Source organism: Pseudonocardia sp. NPDC049154, assembly GCF_040648315.1.
In the GTDB taxonomy this organism is placed as follows: domain Bacteria; phylum Actinomycetota; class Actinomycetes; order Mycobacteriales; family Pseudonocardiaceae; genus Pseudonocardia.
The window spans coordinates 290,858-309,985 of record NZ_JBEZDN010000001.1 but is presented as its reverse complement, the minus strand read 5'-3'; the positions used below and the strand labels follow the sequence as shown (position 1 = coordinate 309,985).

Annotated in this window: 14 protein-coding genes and 1 pseudogene; 12 read left to right on the top strand and 3 right to left on the bottom strand. The window is 67.6% G+C overall.

Annotated elements, in window-relative coordinates; translation table 11 throughout:
• Positions 1 to 59 precede the first annotated feature (59 nt).
• Together rfbC and AB0B41_RS01500 are read right to left on the bottom strand one after the other, a co-directional pair.
• Positions 60 to 578: pseudogene (gene rfbC / locus AB0B41_RS01505) on the bottom strand (dTDP-4-dehydrorhamnose 3,5-epimerase); the annotation flags it as partial.
• Positions 579 to 588: 10 nt separating this feature from the next.
• Positions 589 to 1,374 (bottom strand): glucose-1-phosphate cytidylyltransferase, encoded by a 786-nt coding sequence (locus AB0B41_RS01500; RefSeq protein ID WP_358197686.1) that lies wholly within the window; start codon positions 1,372 to 1,374, stop codon positions 589 to 591.
• Between the two features lie 326 nt (positions 1,375 to 1,700).
• On the opposite strand from AB0B41_RS01500, the gene AB0B41_RS01495 reads away from it, so the two are divergent.
• From AB0B41_RS01495 to AB0B41_RS01440, 12 genes are all read left to right on the top strand, one after another.
• On the top strand, positions 1,701 to 2,699 hold the full coding sequence (locus AB0B41_RS01495) for a hypothetical protein (RefSeq protein WP_358197684.1): 999 nt from the start codon (positions 1,701 to 1,703) through the stop codon (positions 2,697 to 2,699).
• Positions 2,700 to 2,840: 141 nt separating this feature from the next.
• Positions 2,841 to 3,872, top strand: coding sequence for a hypothetical protein (locus tag AB0B41_RS01490; RefSeq protein ID WP_358197681.1), 1,032 nt, complete (start codon positions 2,841 to 2,843; stop codon positions 3,870 to 3,872).
• On the top strand, positions 3,869 to 5,473 hold the full coding sequence (locus AB0B41_RS01485; RefSeq protein ID WP_358197679.1) for a GMC family oxidoreductase: 1,605 nt from the start codon (positions 3,869 to 3,871) through the stop codon (positions 5,471 to 5,473). The genes AB0B41_RS01490 and AB0B41_RS01485 overlap by 4 nt, the downstream gene beginning before the upstream one ends.
• Entirely contained in the window at positions 5,470 to 6,966 is a 1,497-nt protein-coding gene (locus AB0B41_RS01480) for a polysaccharide biosynthesis tyrosine autokinase (RefSeq protein WP_358197677.1), read from the top strand. The genes AB0B41_RS01485 and AB0B41_RS01480 overlap by 4 nt, the downstream gene beginning before the upstream one ends.
• A gap of 10 nt (positions 6,967 to 6,976) precedes the next feature.
• Positions 6,977 to 8,398, top strand: a complete 1,422-nt coding sequence (locus AB0B41_RS01475) for an O-antigen ligase family protein (RefSeq protein WP_358197673.1) — start codon at positions 6,977 to 6,979, stop codon at positions 8,396 to 8,398.
• Positions 8,399 to 8,560: 162 nt separating this feature from the next.
• Positions 8,561 to 9,529 carry a glycosyltransferase gene (locus tag AB0B41_RS01470; protein ID WP_358197671.1) on the top strand — a complete coding sequence of 323 codons (969 nt, stop codon included), beginning with the start codon at positions 8,561 to 8,563 and terminating at the stop codon, positions 9,527 to 9,529.
• Between the two features lie 14 nt (positions 9,530 to 9,543).
• Positions 9,544 to 11,025, top strand: a complete 1,482-nt coding sequence (locus AB0B41_RS01465; RefSeq protein ID WP_358197669.1) for a sugar transferase — start codon at positions 9,544 to 9,546, stop codon at positions 11,023 to 11,025.
• Positions 11,015 to 12,322 carry a glycosyltransferase gene (locus AB0B41_RS01460; RefSeq protein ID WP_358197667.1) on the top strand — a complete coding sequence of 436 codons (1,308 nt, stop codon included), beginning with the start codon at positions 11,015 to 11,017 and terminating at the stop codon, positions 12,320 to 12,322. The genes AB0B41_RS01465 and AB0B41_RS01460 overlap by 11 nt, the downstream gene beginning before the upstream one ends.
• Positions 12,323 to 12,395: 73 nt before the next feature.
• On the top strand, positions 12,396 to 13,640 hold the full coding sequence (locus AB0B41_RS01455) for an oligosaccharide flippase family protein (RefSeq protein WP_358197664.1): 1,245 nt from the start codon (positions 12,396 to 12,398) through the stop codon (positions 13,638 to 13,640).
• Positions 13,641 to 13,831: 191 nt separating this feature from the next.
• A complete protein-coding gene (locus AB0B41_RS01450; RefSeq protein WP_358197662.1) occupies positions 13,832 to 14,755 on the top strand; it encodes a hypothetical protein in 924 nt (307 codons plus the stop codon).
• Between the two features lie 86 nt (positions 14,756 to 14,841).
• Positions 14,842 to 16,065, top strand: a complete 1,224-nt coding sequence (locus AB0B41_RS01445) for a glycosyl hydrolase (RefSeq protein ID WP_358197660.1) — start codon at positions 14,842 to 14,844, stop codon at positions 16,063 to 16,065.
• 552 nt (positions 16,066 to 16,617) lie between these two features.
• Positions 16,618 to 17,994 (top strand): glutamate-1-semialdehyde 2,1-aminomutase, encoded by a 1,377-nt coding sequence (locus tag AB0B41_RS01440; RefSeq protein ID WP_358197658.1) that lies wholly within the window; start codon positions 16,618 to 16,620, stop codon positions 17,992 to 17,994.
• Between the two features lie 15 nt (positions 17,995 to 18,009).
• Here the strand turns inward: AB0B41_RS01440 and AB0B41_RS01435 are convergent, their stop codons facing one another.
• Positions 18,010 to 19,101, bottom strand: a complete 1,092-nt coding sequence (locus AB0B41_RS01435; RefSeq protein WP_358197656.1) for a methyltransferase domain-containing protein — start codon at positions 19,099 to 19,101, stop codon at positions 18,010 to 18,012.
• Positions 19,102 to 19,128 lie beyond the last annotated feature (27 nt).

The window sequence follows — 19,128 nt, the reverse complement described above, 5'->3', positions numbered from 1 at the left end:
GAGTGCCTGTTGTGCGGCCGGGGCGCCGGGGAGTTCGCCAGGTCGAGAAGCCGGCAGCGGAGGTCGGCCCATGTTCCTGCTGCGCGATCACGTGCGCTGATCGCGGTGACGGGTAGTGGCCATGCGACTCCGAGGCCGGGATCGTCGTACCGCACAGCGACGTCCTCCGCCGGGTCGTGTTCACGGTCGATCCGATAGCAGACGTCGGCCCACTCGGTGAGCGCCTGGAATCCATGAAGGAAGCCTGGCGGCACATAGAGCTGGACGAGGTCCTCGTCGTCCAGCCGGATAGCAGCACTCCGTCCGAACTCGACCGACTCCGGCCGCGCGTCGACGAGGACGTCCAGGATCGCTCCCCGGGCACAGCGCACCAGCTTCCCTTCGCCACGCCCCGAGCGTCCGTGCAGTCCTCGAACGGTTCCACGGGATGAGCGGGACTGGCTGTCCTGCAGGAACGCGCCGGCCTCGATGCCGTGGGCCGAAGCAACACGACTGTCGAAAGTACGGGTGAAGAAACCGCGGTCGTCGCGGTGCGGTACCGGTACGAACAAGAGGACCCCGGGCAAGGGGCCGGCCATGAGCTTCACCTTAGTAAAGGGCGACCTGGCGCCAGGGCATCCAGGGCGTGCTTCCCGCCTGGTACAGCGCCTCCAACGCCACCCGCTCCTTCACCGTGTCGGCGGGATGCCAGAAACCGCTGTAGGGGTAGGCAGCGAGTCTGCCCTCCTTGGCGAGCGCTGCGCAGGCGTCGCCCACCAAGTCACCCCCCTCGGGGATGTAGTCGAAGATTTCCGGTCGGAGGATGAGATATCCGCCGTTCTCCTGGATCGCCATATCCTTCAGCGCGGTGATCGACTCCACCCGATTCCCCTCGATCAGGTCGACGACGTGGAAGGCGGCTTGCGGGGGCACTGCGAGGAGTTGCGCAACCGCTGTCGGGTTCGCCTCGAACTGGGACACCATCGCGTCGATCGGAGCGTCGGTGAGCACATCCGCGTAGTTCGCCAGGAACATGGCCTCGTGCTCAAGGTGGGGGCGAACCCTTCGCAACCGCTCGCCGATGGCGGAATCCTGGCCGGTGTCGACGAAGGTGATGCGCCAGTCCGAGATGTCGCTGTCGAGCAGGTGCACCTCGCCGCCTTGAAGGACGAAGTCGTTGGATGCCGCCTCGTCGTAGCGGAGGAAGAAGTCCTTGATCTGTTGGGCGCCGTAGCCCAGGCACAACACGAAGTCCCGGTGGCCGTAGTGGGCGTAGTACCGCATGACGTGCCATAGCAGTGGCCGGGGGCCGACCGGGACCATGGGCTTAGGTGTGCTGGAGCCGCCGTCCCGCATGCGCATGCCGTAGCCGCCGCAGAAGAGCACGACCTTCATCTGATGCCCCCCAACCTCGGTGGTTCGGCGGTCTCTCGACGCGCCGACGCTCGGCTACTCGGGGTGGTCAGCGCGAGCGTTACCCCCGAGCTCGATTGTTTCAGCGCGATCACGCTACGTGCCTGGTTGGATCACCGATCGGTCTAGCAGCCCAGCGCCTTGCCTGGTATAACTCGGTTTTCCGTGACTCGTCGTGACGAGGATGTCCGTTTGCCGCCGAATGGGCTAATTCTGGCGCGCGGCAGACCTTGCCCGCTGGTGACCCCTGTGTAACGCAGCGTGACTGCGGGCCGATGGCGGCCTCGTCGATCTCAGGGGGTAAGCGAATGCAGCAGGCAACGACGAAGGGGCAGGCGATCCCGCTCGGCCTCAGGGTCGGCGAGATCGTCGAGGTGCGCAGCGAGGCGGAGATCCTCGCGACACTCGACGAGCGTGGTGAGCTCGAGGCGCTCCCCTTCATGCCGGAGATGCTCAAGTTCTGCGGGCGGCAGTTTCGGGTCGACAAGCTCGCGGTGAAGGTCTGCGACACGATCGACTGGTCCGGGATGTATCGGATGGAGGGTGCGGTCCACCTCGCGGACACGCGGTGCGACGGCTCGGCACACGGGGGATGCCAGGCCGGCTGCTTCTTGTACTGGAAGGAGGCCTGGCTGAAGCGCGTCGATCCCCCTGATGCCGGCGAGGCGGACATCAGGGAGGTCGCGGGGCGTCTCGGCGCTGGGGAACTTTCGGCCACGACACGACGGGCCGGCGCCCCAGGCGAAGAGGCCTTCGTGTGCCAGGCGACGGAGTTGATGCGAGCGGCGCCCGAATACCTCCCTTACTGGGACCTCCGACAGTATGTCCGGGATGTCCGGTCCGGAAATGCAGGCGCCCTCGCCACAGCCCGAAGCGTCCTCGTCGGGTTCTTCAACAAGTACCAGGATCTCAGCAAGCGCCTCTTGCCCCGGGCCCTGCGTATCCGTGACGGTGTGCGGTACCCCTTCATCCAAGGCGGTCTGGAGCGCACCCCCTCGGGAAGTCTCGACCTCCGCCCGGGCGAACTGGTCCGCATCAAGCCCGTCGAGGAGATAGTTCGCACGCTCGACAAGGACAACAAGAACCGGGGTCTGTCGTTCGACCGAGAGATGTTGAAGTACTGCGGGCGGGAAGCGCGCGTCCTCCGTCGCGTCGAGCGGATCATCGACGAGAAGACCGGCCGGATGGCTCACCTGCGGAACCCGTGCATCGTGCTCGACAACGTTGTCTGTACCAGCGACTTCCACCGCAAGTGCCCTCGGGCGATCTACGCATACTGGCGGGAGATCTGGCTCGAGCGGGCATGACGGTGCCCGTCGACCGTCCCCTCGGCCGTCCCGTGGTAACGCCACCTCGTGACCGAGCGAGTGAGACTCAGCCAGCTCAGAGTGGACTGGCCCCGGGGTCCTGCCGTAATGAGAGGGCACGGGAGGGGAGGTATCCGAGCCATGCCGATGGACGCCGCTGACGTTCCCGTCCTTCTCGTCGTGTTCAACCGCCCCGACATGGTGCGCCGTCTGATCGATGCGCTCCGGGAAGTCAAACCGCGCCACATCTTCGTCGCCGCCGACGGGCCCCGGCTCCGCGTGCCGGACGATGTGCAGCGGTGCGCGGACGCCCGGGCGGCAATCGGCGACATCGACTGGCACTGCGAGGTCGAACTGCAGTTCCAGGAGGCGAACCTGGGCTGCAAGAAGGGGCCCGAGACCGCCATCACCTGGTTCCTGACGCAGGTGCCTCAGGGCATCGTCCTCGAGGACGACTGTATCCCGGCCGCCGAGTTCTTCCCGTTCTGCGCCGAGCTGCTCGAGCGCTACGAGCGGGACGACCAGGTCATGATGATCGGGGGGCACAACCCGATCGTCGATCGGCTGGATCCCGGGCCGAGCTACGTGTTCAGCCGGTCCTCGCCCACGTGGGGTTGGGCTACCTGGCGTCGAGCGTGGCGCCACTACGATCCCGACCTGCAAGCGTGGACGTCGCCAGCGGTGCGTCGGAAGTTGCGCGCCGAGATGCCGGCTGTCGAGTTCAGGATGGCGCGGCGGCGCTTCGACCTGGTCCGCGCAGGTCGCATCGACGCCTGGGATTTCGCATGGACCTTCGCCATGCTGAGCCGGAACGGGGTCTCTGTGATTCCGGCCGGGAACATGATCGATAATGTGGGGTTCGGTCCTGCCGCCACTCACACCAGGAACCCCCGGGCTCCTGATGCAGGTGTCCCGCTCGACCCCGTCAGGTTCCCGCTGGACCATCCCGAAGCACGCGTGCCGTCCGTGAAGTTCGACTCGGCCCTATTAGCTCATCGTTTTCCCCTGCAGAGGCGAATCCTGACCCTCCTGCCAGTCGGCCTTGCTGGTCGGATCCGGGCGATCGGGTATCGGTTCGTACGTGGGAGCCACCGCGGACACGCCGGCCGTCCTGCTCCCGACCCGGACGACGGGCACGTCGCCCCGTGCAATCGTTCAGTGACGAGAGGATGACCGTGGGATCCCAGTCCGAGGCGTGGCGCTCGTCCGACACCCGTGAGATCAGTACTGATGTGTGCGTCGTCGGCGGTGGACCGGCAGGGATCACCATCGCAAGGGAGCTCGGCCACTCGCGGCTCCGTGTCTGCCTGATCGAGAGCGGCGCAGCGGACATCGATTCTCGAATTCAGCGGCAGAGCCGGGGCACCGTCTCCGGGTACCCGCTCCAGCGGCTGCACGACTCGCGCGTCCGCGTGGTCGGCGGCACGCTGCGGCACCCGAAGCTGGGCAACGAAGGTTGGGCAGTCCGGCCGCTCGATCCGGTCGACTTCGAGAAGCGACCGAGCCTGCCGTTGTCCGGCTGGCCCTTCACCCGCGATCAACTCGAGTCGTCCTACGCTCGAGCCCAAGCCGCAGCCGGTCTCGACACCTACGACTACGAGCCTGAGCCGTGGTCGGATCCTGCGCGGACGCCTGTGCTCGGGCTCGAGGGCTGCGGGGTCGACACGACCGTGTTCCACTTCGCCCAACCACTCTTCCAGCACGCTGTTCCCGAGCTGACCCGCTCACCGAACGTCCAGGTGTTCACGCGCACCCGAGTTGTGGGAATGATCGCCGCGGCGGCCGGCGGAGCGGTCGACGGCGTTCGCGTACTGCGTGACGACGGCTCACGCCTGGCCGTCCGGGCCCGCGTGGTCGTGCTCGCCGCAGGTGGTATCGAGAATGCGCGGCTTCTCCTTCTGGGAGACGACGGGCGCAGCATCGGCAACGACCACGACCTGGTGGGGAGGTTCTTCGGCGAGCGCCTCTCGGCACACTGTGGGCACGTCGTGGTGACGCGGCCCGAGATCCTGGGGACACTGGGGTTCTACACCCCGCATCAAGTTCGGCACACGTTGCTTCGGGGGGCCCTGAGGCTGACCGACGAGAAGCAACGGGAGTTGGGGCTGCGCAACTGTACCTTTCAGATCCAGCCTCGTCCCGCCCTCGTCACGACGGAAGCGCTCCGCTCTGTTGCGACGCTGCGCAAAGCCGTCCGGCGGCAGCCGATGATGCAGGGTGCTGGAGCGCACCTCGGATCGGTGGTCACCGGGATCGGGAACGTCCTTCACTCCGTTGCGCGCGGCGGCCTTCGGGAGCGGACACTGACCATCCGCTGTCAGGCGGAGCACGCGCCCCACCGCGACTCGCGAGTCAGCCTCGGTGTCGATCGCGACGACCTCGGTCTTCCGACCGTGGACGTGCACTGGCGCTTCGATGACTCCGATGTCGACTCCATCCGGACCTCGTTGGCGATCGTGGGGTCTGCCCTGCAGGCACGGGGACTCGGCCGAGTGCAATCCACGCTGGACAACACGCGCCGCCCGACCTTGGTGGAAGGGATGCACCACCACATGGGTACGACCCGAATGAACGCCGACCCGAGTCTCGGCGTGGTGGACGCCGCCTGCCGAGTGCACTCCACGCGCAACCTCTATGTCGCAGGAAGTTCGGTCTTCCCGACCTATGGCGCGTCGAACCCCACCCTCACCATCATCGCGCTGGCGTTCCGGCTGGCCGATCACCTCAGCGCCACGCTCGGTGCGGCGCAACCCTCCACTGTGAGCGCATCGTGACGATCAAGGACTACCTCCGGATTCTGCGCGCGCGCTGGGCGATCGTGGCCTTCGCGGTCGCTGTCTGCCTGGTCGCCGCCCTGGCGACCTATGCGGTACGGCCGACGGAGTACACCGCTCGAATGTCGATGTACGTGTCCGCGACGGGAGCGGAGGACGCCGCGTCGGCAGCCTACGGAGCACAGCTGTCTCTGCAGCGCGTCAAGTCGTACGTCATCCTCCTCGGTAGTCGCCGTATCGCCGAGCAGGTCGTCGCGCGGCTCGACCTTCCGGACTCACCGGACGACCTGTCGAAGCGGATCACGGCATCGACCCCGGTTGACTCGCAGGTCATCGACCTCGAGGTCGTCGACCGGTCCCCTGACCGCGCTGCCATCATCGCCAACACGGTGTACGACGAGTTCGTCCAGGTCTCGGCCGAGCTCACCCGGAACTCCCAGCTCGGGCAGTCGACCGTCGCTCTGCGCATGGTGGAACCTGCACCGCCACCGAGGTCTCCGTCCTCGACCGGGCTGGGCCTGACGCTCGCGCTGGGGCTGCTCGCGGGCCTGATCATCGGTGTAGCCGCCGCCTTCGTCCGGAACACGCTCGACACCTCGATCCGGACGCGCGAGAGCCTCGCCGCTGCCTCCGGCGCGCGAGTGCTCGGGACGGTTACCTATGACGTCCGGCGCCGTCGCGCGCCGACGACGGACGATGAGGCGCAGCCGGATGAGGCGCAGCCGTCGGGTCTGCCCCGATCGTCCTCGGAGGATCTGCGCAAGCTCCGGACCAACCTGCGCTTCGGCTCGCAGCGGCAGGCGCCCAAGGTCGTGGTCGTCGCGAGTGCACTGACGGGTGAGGGCAAGACGACGCTCGTCGTGGACCTGGCCGCGACCCTGGCCGCCGGTGGCCTCCGGGTCCTCCTCGTCGACGGTGACCTCCGACGGCCGATGATCGCCGAGCGGCTCGGGCTCGCCACGTCGCCCGGTGTGGCAGAGGTGCTGTCCGGGAAGGTGCGGGTCGGCGACGCCATCCAGCGTCCGTGGGAGGATACAGTGCACTTTCTGTCCGCGGGCGCAGCGATGGCGAACCCGAGTGACGTCCTCACCGCCGAGCCGCTGGAGACGGTGTTCGCGGAGCTTCGAGGGAAGTACGACGCCGTGCTGGTGGATTCGCCGGCGCTTGACCCGTATACCGACGCAGCTGTCCTCGCCGCCGCCGGCGACGGCGCCGTCCTGGTCTGTCGGTCGGGTGTCGGCACGCACGCCGCCCTTGCGTCGGCAGCCGAGGGTCTGCGGGCGGTGTCTGCGCCGATCCTCGGCGCCGTGCTGGTCGTCATCCGGGATACGCGCTTCCGGCTACCGTCGGGCCGCGGCCTCGGGGCCGTTCCGTGGACGCAGTTGTACCGCCCGCAGCACAACGCAGCGGATCCCGAAGCGGAAGCCGCCGAACGAAGCGAGACGGCGGAAACGAACGGCTCGAGGAACTCCCTTCCCGTACAGCGTGGGTGACGGAGAAGCCATGTCGGTCCTACCGGTCCCGTCATCCACGATCCTGACCGCCTCCGGCCCGACGCCGCTGCCACGGCGCGGCGCCGTGCCGATGGTGGCCGCCGTCGCGATGGTTGCCGTGGGGACAGGTGTGATCGTCGGAACCGACGCGACGCTCTTCCTGCTCGTTGCTGCGATCGCTCTCGTAGCGGGGTTGTGCTTCGTCGGGCCGAAATGTCGGCTCGTGATCGCGGTGACAGGTGCCCTCGTGGTGTTCCAGTCGACCCTGAGCCTGCTGAAGTACGCCTATCTCGGCCTGGCTGTGCTGTGCTTCGCGTTGAGCCTCCGGGGGGTGTGCGGCGCGAGTGGCGCCCTTCGCCGCGAGTACCGACCGTTCATCCTGGCCAGTTTCGCGCTGGCCGCCTACCTCGCATTCTCCTACCTGGTCGCCCGCGCGAACGGTGCCTCCTTCGAGCTCTGGTTCCGCGACGCTCTCCCGTACTTCCTGCTGACGGTGCTCCCGGTGATCGGAATCGCCGCCGGCGAGCGCATCACCCGGAGATGGAACGACGTCTGGATGGTCCTGCTGGGCGTCGTCGTCAGCGTGGGCGTCACCTCCGAGTGGTTGGCCAGGCGCGAAGTATCGGCCCTGCCCTTCGGACGATTCGTCCTGTCGAGCGCCGTGATCGTCGCTCTATGCTTCGCCTACGCCGTGACGATGGCCGGTCTTCCCCGGCGGCGAGGCCGGGTCGGCTGGGTCGTCGTGGCGACGATCATCCTCGTCGTCATGCTCCTTTCCGGAACACGGACCAACATCGTCCTCCTCGCCGCAGTAGTGGGGGTCGTCGGACTGGCCAAGCCTTCGGCGGTGTCGCCGCGCAGGATGGCAAGTCTCGTCCTGTGCATCCTTCTCGCCTTTGTGACCGTGGCACCGTTGATCGCGCATGTCGTCGTATCCGATCCGACCTTCTTCAGCGATCGGATCCGCTCTGCCGAGGCCGTCCTCACCGGTGAGGCCGCGAGCGACGGCAGCTTCGGCGAGCGACAGCAGGCGTACGAGTGGACGGCCGAAGCTTTCGCCGACCATCCCATCCTCGGCACTGGGCCCGGGCACCTGTACCCGGCTCCCGAGAAACTGACGTTCAACCTGGACGCTCCCGGGATCGTGCCGGCGAAGTTCGGGCTGGCGGGGATGTTCTTCATCGCGGCCTTCCTGCTCGCGGCTGTCGTTGCTGTTCGGCGAATACGGGCACAGTACGGAGGTTTTCCCGCATTCACCGCCGCGCGTGGATGGATGTGTGTGCTCGTCGTGCTTATTCCCTTCGGCCCGTGGCTGGAGGACAAGGGTTTCGCCATCGCCCTCGCGATCTTGTTCGCCGGCGTCGTGTCGGAAACGCGGGGGCCGACGCCCTCACGCTCCGAAACCGCCAAGTTGCGAACCGAAACGGTATAAACATGCCGCTGTCTCGAATGGAGCAATGCTGTTACGCTGGAGCTATCGGGTGCGAGGTGATCGGGGCAGTGATGCGCTCCATGGTGGATCGGAGGCCGCTCGATGCAGCCTGGTCGTGACTCAGCGTACTTGTCTCGGATCCGCCTGAACGGCAACGACGACGTGCCGGCAGTGGCCGTCTGCATACCGCTCTACAACAAGGAGGGGTTCGTCTACGAGACCATCCGGAGTGTCCTCGGGCAAACTTTCAGTGACTTCGAGTTGGTCATACAGGATAACGCCAGCCAGGACGGCTCCCTTGGCGTCGCGCGATCGTTCGATGACCCGCGGATCCGTGTTTTGGAGAGCGTCGAAACGATTCCCGCAACGGCGAACTTCAACAGGGTCGTGTCGGCGTCGCGCGCTCCATTCATCAAGGTGTTGCCCGCGGACGATCTCCTTCGGCCGGATTGCCTGGCGCGCCAGTGGGACGTCCTGGCCAACGACCCGGGGCTGGCGATGGTCAGCGCCAGGCACGACGTCATCGATGGCGAGGGCGAGGTTGTTGCGCGCGACAGGACCCTCCGACATCAGGATCTCATCGGGAAGCAGGGCCGGTCCGTCGTCCTTCGGAGGGTCGTCCGCCACGGCGGGAACCCGATCGGCAATCCCGGGAACGTGCTGTTCCGGCGCCGTGCCTTCGCCGACGCCGGCGGGTTCCCCGAGCACGAAGACTTCTTCTCCGTCGATGTGAGCCTTTGGCTCAGGCTGCTGGAGCACGGCGATTTCGTCGGGATACCTGACACCCTCTGCAGCTTCCGCATCGAGGCGGGTACCGACACGCTCGCGCTCGGCCGGGAGGCCGCCTGTATCCAGCGCCGATTCATCGAGGACCTGCGGCGCTCGAACCGCAGTGTCGTACGGCGTAGCGACGTCATGCGTGGAGAACTACGCCGACCCGTGACCGCGGCGCGCCACCGCGTGCTGTCGGCTGTCGGGGCCCCGAAGAACAGCCCGACACGCCGACTCGCGACACGCCTGCTGGCCCTGGCCCGCAAGCCTCCGGAGGCGCGACATCGCAATGCGTCCCGGACTGTGTCTGCGGAGCCGGCACCACAGATGATGCGCCGAGGCCGCTGCGAGTCGTCGTGAGAGTAGAGGAACCGATGACACCGCCGACTCCGGCCCCGCCACCGCCGCGGCTCTCCTCCGGAGAGTCCCGCGACGGTGCTGTCGAGTTCGACCGTCCCCGCATCGTCGCCGATCCCCGAGAATGGGAAGGGCCCGCGCCGAAGGTGCGGCCCGTCGCGGGGGTCCGGTCGGCGAAACGGATCAAGGCCTGGATGCTCGTCCTTCCCGTCGACCTCCTCGCCCTGAGTGCGCCGGCGATCTGGGTCCCGCAGCACGCGAAGGGCGTCCTCTCCATGGCGGCACTGTCCCTGCTGCTCCTGACCGGTGGAGGCCGTTATCGGGCGCGTCTCCACGTCAGCGTGCTCGACGAATTGCCGATCATCCTCGGCCGGCTGCTCGCGGCTGGCGCGATCGTTGCCACGGTCTTCGCTCTGCGCCACGAGCAGGCCGAGGTCACTGGTTTCCTGGTGTCGGCCGTCGTCGGGATCGGGCTGGTCGTGGCCGGACGAGTCGTGACCAATCAGCTCATCCTTCTGGGGCGGCGGCGGCGTGTCGTCGCACATCGAACCGTCATCGTCGGCGGCGGGATGCTCGGAGCAGAGCTCGCCGGACTTCTCACCCGGTATCCGCAATACGGTCTCTTTCCCGTCGGGTTCGTCGATGAGCAGGAGGGCTGCCCGGCCGGCTCCGTCAGTCACCGGTTGGGCGGGGTGGGCGACCTCGCTAGAGTCGTCCGGTCCACTGCATCGGACGTCGTGATCGTCGCAGACGACGACACGTCCGAGTCGCGGCTCCTCGACGTGCTACGCCATCCGGACTGCGCTCGATGCGACCTCATGATCGTCCCCCGCCTGCACCAGTTCTGCCGCCATGTCGGTGTCGGCGACCACATCGGCTCGATTCCCGTGACCCGGATCTTGCCGCCGCGTCTCGACGGGACGGCGGCCCTGGTGAAGCGGGGTTTCGACATCCTCCTCAGCGCGACGGCACTCGTTGTCTGTACGCCACTGCTCCTCGCCTGTGCCCTCGCGGTGCGACTCGAAGGAGGTAGGGGTGTGCTCTTCAGTCAGGAGCGGGTGGGGCGGGCTGGTGAGCGGTTCACCTGCTACAAATTCAGGACAATGAAGCCAGCCTCCGGAGAGGAGGCCGCTACGCGCTGGTCCATCGCAAACGACGGGCGAGTGGGTACCGTCGGCAGGATTCTGCGTCGCACCGGACTGGACGAACTCCCTCAGTTCTGGAACGTGCTTCGGGGCGATATGACTCTCATCGGGCCGCGTCCGGAGCGGCCGCATTTCGTCACGAAATTTTCGGAAGAGGTTCCGATCTATGGACACCGACACCGGGTGCGAACCGGGCTGACCGGGCTGGCTCAGGTCAGCGGACTGCGCGGCGACGTTCCCATCGCTGACCGAGCGAGGTTCGACAACTATTACATTGAGAACTGGTCGCTGTGGCTGGACCTGAAGATCCTCCTGCGCACCGTCGCCGAGGTCGTGTTCGCCCGTGGCCGCTGAGCAGATCGCCCGACCGGTGTTCCAAGACGCCACATCACGTCGACTCGAGGTGCTCGTCATCGGCATGCACTACGCGCCCGAGTCCACTGGTAACGCTCCCTACACGACAGGCATGGCTCGTGGGTTGGCGTCCGCGGGGCACTCCGTCCGCGTCATCACCGGATATCCCCACTACCCGGAGTGGAAGGTCAGGACGGGCTACACGGGCCTGCGGACACAGCACCGGGACGGCGACATCGCTGTGCAACGCGTCCGTCACCCGGTACCTGCGGTCCCGACCGCATCGCGACGCGTCCTGATGGACCTTGTCTTCTCGGTGCACGCCGCCGTGCTTCGAGGCCCTCGACCCGACGTTGTGATAGCAGTCAGCCCCGTCCTGCTCTCGGTCGCTGCCGGAATCCGCTGGCGCTCGGCGGGAAGGACCGCGCTGGGTGTCGTCACCCAGGACCTGTACTGCCACGCGCTCGCCGAGACGGGATTGGCCTCCCCGGCCTGGGCACAGATGGGCGCGCAGCTAGAGCGCGCGCTCCTGAGCCGAGCCGACGGCGTCGCGGTCATCCACGAGAACTTCGCACGCGACCTCGTCGAACTCGGCATCGCGTCGGAGCGGCTCTCAATCATCCGGAACTGGTCGCACGTCCGGACCTCGACGGCCGACCCTGCAGCGACCCGGAAGCGGTTGGGCTGGGCGCCGTGGGAAATCATCGCTCTGCACGCCGGAAACATGGGGGTCAAGCAGGGGCTCGGCAATGTCGTCGACGCCGCTCGTCTCGCGTCCAGCTCGCCGGGAGGCGTCCGCTATGTCTTGCTCGGAGCGGGCGGCGAACGCCGCCACCTCGAGGAGGCAGCGATGGGTGTCGAGAGCCTCGACTTCATGGACCCGCTGCCGGACGGCCAGTTCGAGGACGCCCTCGCCGCCGCCGACGTCCTGGTGCTCAATGAGGCGCCATCCGTCGCCGCGATGTCAGTACCAAGCAAACTCACGTCCTACTTCGCCTCCGGTCGGCCGATCGTCGCGGCCACCGCGTCGCACAGCGCAGCCAGCGCCGAGATCTCGCGCTCGGGGGCGGGTGTCAGGGTGGACCCCGGGAGCCCCGACGCGCTCCACGCCGCCGTGTGGCGGCTGGGACGGGACGCCCCTCGGGGGCGTGCCATGGGCATGAGAGGCCTCGCCTACATGAGGGCAAACCTCTCGCCGGACGCCGCCGCGGCTGCCTACTGTGCTTGGGTCGAGAGCCTGGCGGCGACACGGACCGGGGTCGGTGGCCCCCGGCCTTCGCGTGGGGGAGGACCGTGATGACGCGCACCTGCCCTCCGTGGCCGTCGGTGCCGCATGACGACGGCTTGTCGCGCTCACCCGAGGCCGGGTCGTGACCGGTGCGGGTCTCCGGACCGGCAAGGTCCTGGTCGGGCGGATCGGTTCGGTGGCGGGGTCCCTGGTCGTCGGCCAGGTCCTCGTCGGCCTCACGTACGTGGCGGCGGCCCGGCAGATGGAGCCGGCCGAGCTCGGGCTCGTGGCCACCTGCTACGCCATCGCGACGGTTGCGTCGACGATCTTCGATGTAGGCCTCACCGGCTACACGATCCGGGAGGTCGGCGGCGGTGATCTGACCTTCCTCCGGGCGCGGCAACTCGTGACCGCCAAGCGACGGCTGGTGCTGCTCCTCGTCGTACCGACGGTGGCAGCAAGTCTGCTGATCATGCGTCAGCCGATCGACGGGCTCGTACTTGGGGTCGTCGGCTGGGCCGTGTGGGAGGCCCAGACCGCGAACGCGCTTCTGCGGATGCAGGAGAAGTTCACCAAAGCGGTGTCTGCCCAGCTCATCGGCCGGGCAGTCGGGTTGGCCGTCGTCCTCGGCCTCCTCGTCGTGCTGCCAGCGCAGCGCGCCCTCGCGATCGGCCTCGTGACAAGCTTCGCGCTGGAGGCCGCGATCGACTACTCGATACTGCGGCGGAACCGGCACGGTGCCTCGTCGCAGGCCGATCTGCTGTCGGTGCACAGGCGCTCCTACTCCTTCGGGATCGTCTCGCTGGCAGGTATCGGTCAGCAGCTCGACACGCCGGCGGTGACACTCGGGGCGGGGCCCGGGGCAGGCGGCATCTACGCCGGCGCGGGTCGGTTGCTCGGGCCACTGCTCTTTCTGTCGTGGTCGATGGCGCTTGTCGGCGCGCCCTGGCTGGCCCGCGCCCGGAACGATCCGGCCGAGCTGCGTCGCGAGGAGCGGCGGATCGGCCTGACCGCGCTGGGACTGTGCGTCGGGCCGCTCGTGGCCGCTGCTGTCGGGCCGACGATCATTCCGTGGATCCTCGGTGATCAGTTCGCAATGTCGGGCACGACCTTCGCGGTGCTGGCGATCGGCGCCGCTCTGTCGACCCTCAACCAGGGATTGGCGCTGGTACTGCAGAACCGTAAGGCCGAGCACTTCGTCGGCGTGACCATCACGGTCGGTCTCGTGACCGGTCTCGTGGTCACTTACGTAGCAGCGGTGCTCGGCGGCGCGGTCTGGGCGGCCGTGGGCTTCGTCGTGAGCCAGATCTACATCCTCACGCGTCTCGCGATTCGTGTGTTCGGGCCGAGTCGGGTGCCGCGCCATGTCGAAGGGACTGAAGAGTGAGGTCGTCCGACGAGTCGTCATCCCGTGACCTCGTCTGCGTGCTCGAGACGGACCCGACCGGGCACCGCCTCCGGTACGTGAAACATCTCGTCACCGCTACCGGGCCGGACCGTTGTGTCCTGCTCACGACCCGTGAGGCGGTGGAGTCGAACGAGTACGCCACGCACCTCCGACCGACGGGAACCAGGTTCGTGGCACTTCCGCAGGCAGCCTCTCGACGGGAGGTCCTCGACTCGGCCCTGAGGTGGGCGACCGCCGCCTCGGCGCGGCTGCTCGTCGTGCCGGACGGGGACAAGTACGTGGTTCCCCTCCTGCGGCGAAGACCCATCCTGCGGCGTACCCGGCCCGAGATCCGGCTGCTGCTGATGAGAACGGCGACCATCGGGGGGCCCGAGCGGCTGCGCCTGACGACGGCCGTCAAGCCGCTGCTCGTCCAGATGCTTCGGCGCCTGCCCGGTGTGCGGGTGCTGTTCCTGACCGACGCCCTGGGGGTGATCGAGCGTCGCCGCGGCTACCCGGGTCTGCCGCCGGTGCGGGACCCCGTGCCTCGGTCGGAGGCGGATGCACCCCAGCTACCGGAGTGGCTACCGCCGGAGGGGCCCGACACGGTCGTGGGTGTGTTCGGCGTCGTCAGTGCCAGGAAGAACCTACCGCTCCTGGTGCAGGCGGTCGCCGAGCTCCCGCACGTGGTCCTCGTCGTGGCCGGCCATCTCGCGCCGGACGTGCGGCGGTTCGTCGAGACCGATCCCACGGCTGTCATCCTGTGCGCCGAGAACCGGATGACGCTGGTCGACCGCTTCCTGGATCCGGACGAGTACGGTGCCGGGCTGTCCGCCGTGGATGTCGTCGCACTCCTGCACGACAACGACTCGCCGAGTGGCGTCCTCGGCGAGGCCTGCACACGGGGTACACCAGTGCTGGTGCCGCAGGGAGGATGGCTCGAGCGGGTGGTCGAAGCGACCGGCGTCGGCGCCGCTGTGCCGATGACGGTCGCCGGGGTGTGCGTCGGGATGACCCGGATCATGGAGGACCGGCAGGAGTACGTCGAGGCGGCGCGGGCCTGGTCTGCGACCGTCGGGACGGACGACTTCAGGAACCGGCTCCTCGGCCCGTGAACTGCGACGCGGCGATCCGCCGGGCACTCTGTCGGAGCGGCTAGGCTCGGAACGTGCCTACTCGGCGACCCAGGCGTCACGGACGGGTGTCGCAGCGCCGCTGGCCGCGTCGCCTTCTCCGCTACGGAGCGATTGCGATCGCAGGTCTCGTCGTCTGTGGGCTCGCGCTCTTCGCCCTCCGGCCCGAGAGCCGTCCGCCGGGCCCACAGCCGCCGGCGGGCCACGCCTCAGCGTGCACCAACAGCGACGGGACCGCCTGCCCCGCTTCGTACTTCACCGGCCCGCTCGGCGACGACAATCTGGTTCCAGGGCGGACGGGTGCGTTCCTCATCGAGTACTACGCCGGTGTCGGGGTCGAGTGGCCGCAGGTACAGATGGCCATCCGTCAACGCCAGCAGGACCTCGAGCGGACGTTCGATGGCATCCAGATCGAGTACGGCAACAACGGCTACTGGGACGGCGTCTACGGGATCTACGATCCAGAGGATTTCTCGCCGCGCCGTGAGCAGTGGATCATCGATAATGGTTCGTTCCCGGTCGTGAGCTGGACCCCGGGTTACACGATCAGTCAGATGAACAGCGGCGCCGCGGACGAGATCTTGCGCAAGGCAGCGCGGTACTTCGCCTCCTTCGCGCCACACCGAATCATGCTCCGGCCGTTCGTCGAGTTCAACTGGCCCTCCTCGGTGACGAGTGCGGTACCCGGGCCCGAAAACGGCGGCGTGAACAGTTGCGGCGATCCATTCGTACAGGCCTGGCGGCACATGGTCGACGTCTTCCGCGACAACGGAGCGACAAATGTCGGCTTCTGGTTCACTCCGGAGGAGGGTGCGGATCGCGAATGCGCCGTGGATTCGTATCCTGGTGACACCTATGTCGACTGGGTCGGTTCGGATCGATACAATAGGTGCCTAGTGAACGACGAATCATGTTACTCGAGCCCGTTGCGGCCCGGGCCGGCCACGTTCTCAGACCTCTTCGGATATCGCGGAACGTGTGCCGACGAGAAGCCGTGCAAAACAAATCTGCACGACACCTTCGGTCCGCGGAAGCCTTTTGTTGTGGGCGAGGTGGGGACCGTCTACGACGTGCACGACTCTCGCTTCAAAGGCGACTTCTATCGGACGCTGCCGGTGGACGCCAGGGAGCTTCGGTATCTTCGAGGTGTGGCGTTCTTCGACGCCGACGTGAGCGCGATCGAAGGCGCTGACGCGAACTGGCGGGTGGATTTTCCACTGTCCGACCCGGACCCGTATCAAGGCTTCGCCTCGATGGCGAGGGACGCCTGGTTCTCCACGCAGCATGGCTAGGTCGAGGTCACGTGCCACATCCTGACGGTGAGCATGATGCGGCGGTCGGGCAGACTTGCGGTACAGGAGACCGATCGCGTGCCGAGGAGACACGAGTTGATGCCCAGGAGACGCGCGACAGGGCGTCCGGCGGGCTCACGGGAGAGTCGCGGCCGAGGGTGATGACGACCGTCCTGACGTGGATCGGGGTGTGGTGCGCAACCGCCCTCGTGGTGGGCATCGTGCTCGGTCTCGGCCTGCGCCGGCTCGCGCAACGCGATCCGGGGGAGAGCGAGTTCGAACAACGGGCGCCGGCGGCGTCGAACCGGGCACAGACCTCACCAGCGGCCGTCCACTGCCGTCACGACCCGGCGGGCGTATGCGAGACGTGTGCCGGTCGGCCTGAGCAGGGCGAGCACTAGACGGCCCCGTCGAGAGCAGGTAACGCGGATGCCGCGGCGCGCGAACCAGCATCCGACTCCGCGATGCTCATCCGACCTGGCCCGGCACCGCGGTGAACCGGGACGAGGCCCGTCCCGAGGTCGCGCGGACGTCCAGCTCACCGGGGAGAAGATGACCAACACCTTTCCCGATCAGTCGGCTCGAACCGGCGTACGGGTCCTGTCGGCCGGGAGCGCACCTGCGACCGTGTCTCGGCTGCGTCGCTCCGCCGAACTCAACGAGCGCCTCCATCGCCTGATCCCGGGAGGCGCGCATACGTACGCCAAGGGCGATGACCAGTTCCCGCACGGTCTGGCACCGGTGATCTCCCGCGGGAACGGCGCACATGTCTGGGACGTCGACGGCAACCGCTACACAGAATATGGTTCAGGCCTGCGCTCGGTGCTACTCGGCCACGCGCATCCTCGAGTCCTGAGCGCGGTACGAGCGCAGCTCGACCACGGGGCGAACTTCGTTCGGCCGAGCGTCATCGAGGCGGAGGCGGCCGAGCGCTTCCTGGCGACGGTGCCGACAGCGGATATGGTCAAGTTCACGAAGAACGGCTCGGATGCGACCACGGCAGCTGTGCGGCTCGCGCGGGCCCACACAGGGCGCTCCGTCGTCGCGATCTGCCGGGACCAGCCGTTCTTCTCCACTGACGACTGGTTCATCGGGACGACGGCGATGACGGCGGGCATTCCGGCGCAGTCCACGTTGTCATTCCCCTACGGGGACTTGTCCGCCCTGTCGGATCTGCTCGACCTGCACGGTTCCGAGATCGCCTGCCTGATCATGGAGGCGGCCACGGTTACCGAGCCGCCATCAGGCTATCTGGAGGGCGTGCGAGCGCTGGCCGATCACCACGGTTGCCTACTCGTCCTGGACGAGATGATCACCGGCTTCCGGTGGGCGATTTCCGGGGCACAAGGCCTGTACGGAATCGTGCCCGATCTATCCACTTTCGGTAAGGCTCTGGGGAACGGCTTCGCCGTCTCTGCGCTCGCGGGTCGACGCGAGATCATGGAGCGCGGCGGACTTCGCTCTCCTGACGAACGTGTCTTCCTGCTGTCCACCACCCATGGGGCCGAGACGCACGCGCTTGCGGCAGCGATGGCGGTCATGGACGCCTGCGTGGAGGAGGGCGTGATCGCTCGCCTCCACCAGCTCGGAGATCGACTTCGCGCGGGGGTTCACGAGGTGGCGGCCGCGGCAGGGGTCGGCGAACAGGTCGTGGTCCGCGGGCGTGCCAGCAACCTCGTCTTCGCCACGTTGGACCACCACGGCAATCCGTCGCAGGAGTTCCGGACGCTCTTCCTGCGCGAACTGCTGCTCGGCGGGGTGTTGGCGCCATCGTTCGTTGTCAGTGCCGCTCTCACCGATGCAGATGTGGATCGGACGGTCGAGGTCGTCGCCAACGCCTGTGCCGTGTACAGAGACGCGCTTGAGGCCGGCGAGCCCGAGAAGTACGCGGGAAGACCGGTCAAGCCGGTCTTCCGACGCTTTGTCTGAGGACACGCTCGTGCTTCACGCTGCCAGGTCCTCGGCCACCACCCAGCGACCGCCTGCCGCCTCGATCTGCGGCATTGACCGTCTGACCTCGTCGAGGAGATCCGGAACGAACAGGACGACCGTGTCCGGCCTCGACTCGATCAGCGTCGAGGGCGAAACGATCGCGATCCCGCTGCCGGGCATCCGCCGACCCTCCTTCGCGGGGGAGGCGTCGCCGACCATCGTGAGCAGGTCGGGCCCAATGCCGGCACGGCACAGGAGCGCGACGGCCCGGGAGGCCGCGCTGTAGCCCACGACTTGCCGGCCCATATCCCTCTCCCGGCGCAGGAAAGTGCTCAGCGACTCGGACGAGGTAAAGTACGCGAGCTGCAGGCTACGAGCACGCTGCGGGTCGAGTACCCCGACACGGATCTCGTCCTGAACGATGTCCTGCACCGAGCGATCTGGCGCGCCGGCGCGCGTGGCTCCGAGCAGCACGGTTCCCCCGTAGAGGGGATAGCGACGGGCAGTGACAGGGTCGAGGCCGACCGAGCGCAGCATGCCTATCAGTGCGGAGGTGGAGTAGTAAGCGAAGTGGCCGTGGCGCAGAGCGTTCCACTGGCCACGGCGGAGGATCGTCGCGAACGAGTGGTACTGGAAGAAGAGGGTGCCGTCCGGAGCGAGGCTCTCCACCCGTCGGCGTAACGCTGCGGCCTGATCCGGCTCATGCATCATCCCGATGTTGTCGATCACGATGTCTGCCGGCTCCCCGGCAGCCGCGACCTGGAGTCCGTGTCCCCGCAGGAGGCCCTCCCACCTGCCGCCGTGAGGACTGCCGAACTCGCGCATCGATCGTGCACCCGTGAGGAAGCCGGCCGTGGAGAGCGCCCTGACCGCCTCTTCGGCCTGCCACGCCAGTGCCTCTGGTTCCTGCCCGAGGGGCTCCTCCGCAGTCGTCGAGTCTTCGGCGAGCTGTGCCAGGCGACAGTGTTCACACAGCCAGAGGGACAGTGGATGAAGGACGTCGGGGCCGGGGTCGGAGATGAGTGGGAAGGAGTCGCTGGCGGGTTGACAACCGGCGTCGAGGACGACCTCACCGGTGGTGTGGCGGCAGAAGCGGCAATTCATCCCGTGCTCCTCAACAGCGAGCGGTCT

What these genes read in the sequence shown, in the direction of transcription:
- AB0B41_RS01500 (WP_358197686.1), bottom strand. Translation starts at nt 1,374, where the DNA reads ATGAAGGTCGTGCTCTTCTGCGGCGGCTACGGCATGCGCATGCGGGAC.
- AB0B41_RS01495 (WP_358197684.1), top strand. Translation starts at nt 1,701, where the DNA reads ATGCAGCAGGCAACGACGAAGGGGCAGGCGATCCCGCTCGGCCTCAGG.
- AB0B41_RS01490 (WP_358197681.1), top strand. Translation starts at nt 2,841, where the DNA reads ATGCCGATGGACGCCGCTGACGTTCCCGTCCTTCTCGTCGTGTTCAAC.
- AB0B41_RS01485 (WP_358197679.1), top strand. Translation starts at nt 3,869, where the DNA reads ATGACCGTGGGATCCCAGTCCGAGGCGTGGCGCTCGTCCGACACCCGT.
- AB0B41_RS01475 (WP_358197673.1), top strand. Translation starts at nt 6,977, where the DNA reads ATGTCGGTCCTACCGGTCCCGTCATCCACGATCCTGACCGCCTCCGGC.
- AB0B41_RS01465 (WP_358197669.1), top strand. Translation starts at nt 9,544, where the DNA reads ATGACACCGCCGACTCCGGCCCCGCCACCGCCGCGGCTCTCCTCCGGA.
- AB0B41_RS01440 (WP_358197658.1), top strand. Translation starts at nt 16,618, where the DNA reads ATGACCAACACCTTTCCCGATCAGTCGGCTCGAACCGGCGTACGGGTC.
- AB0B41_RS01435 (WP_358197656.1), bottom strand. Translation starts at nt 19,101, where the DNA reads ATGAATTGCCGCTTCTGCCGCCACACCACCGGTGAGGTCGTCCTCGAC.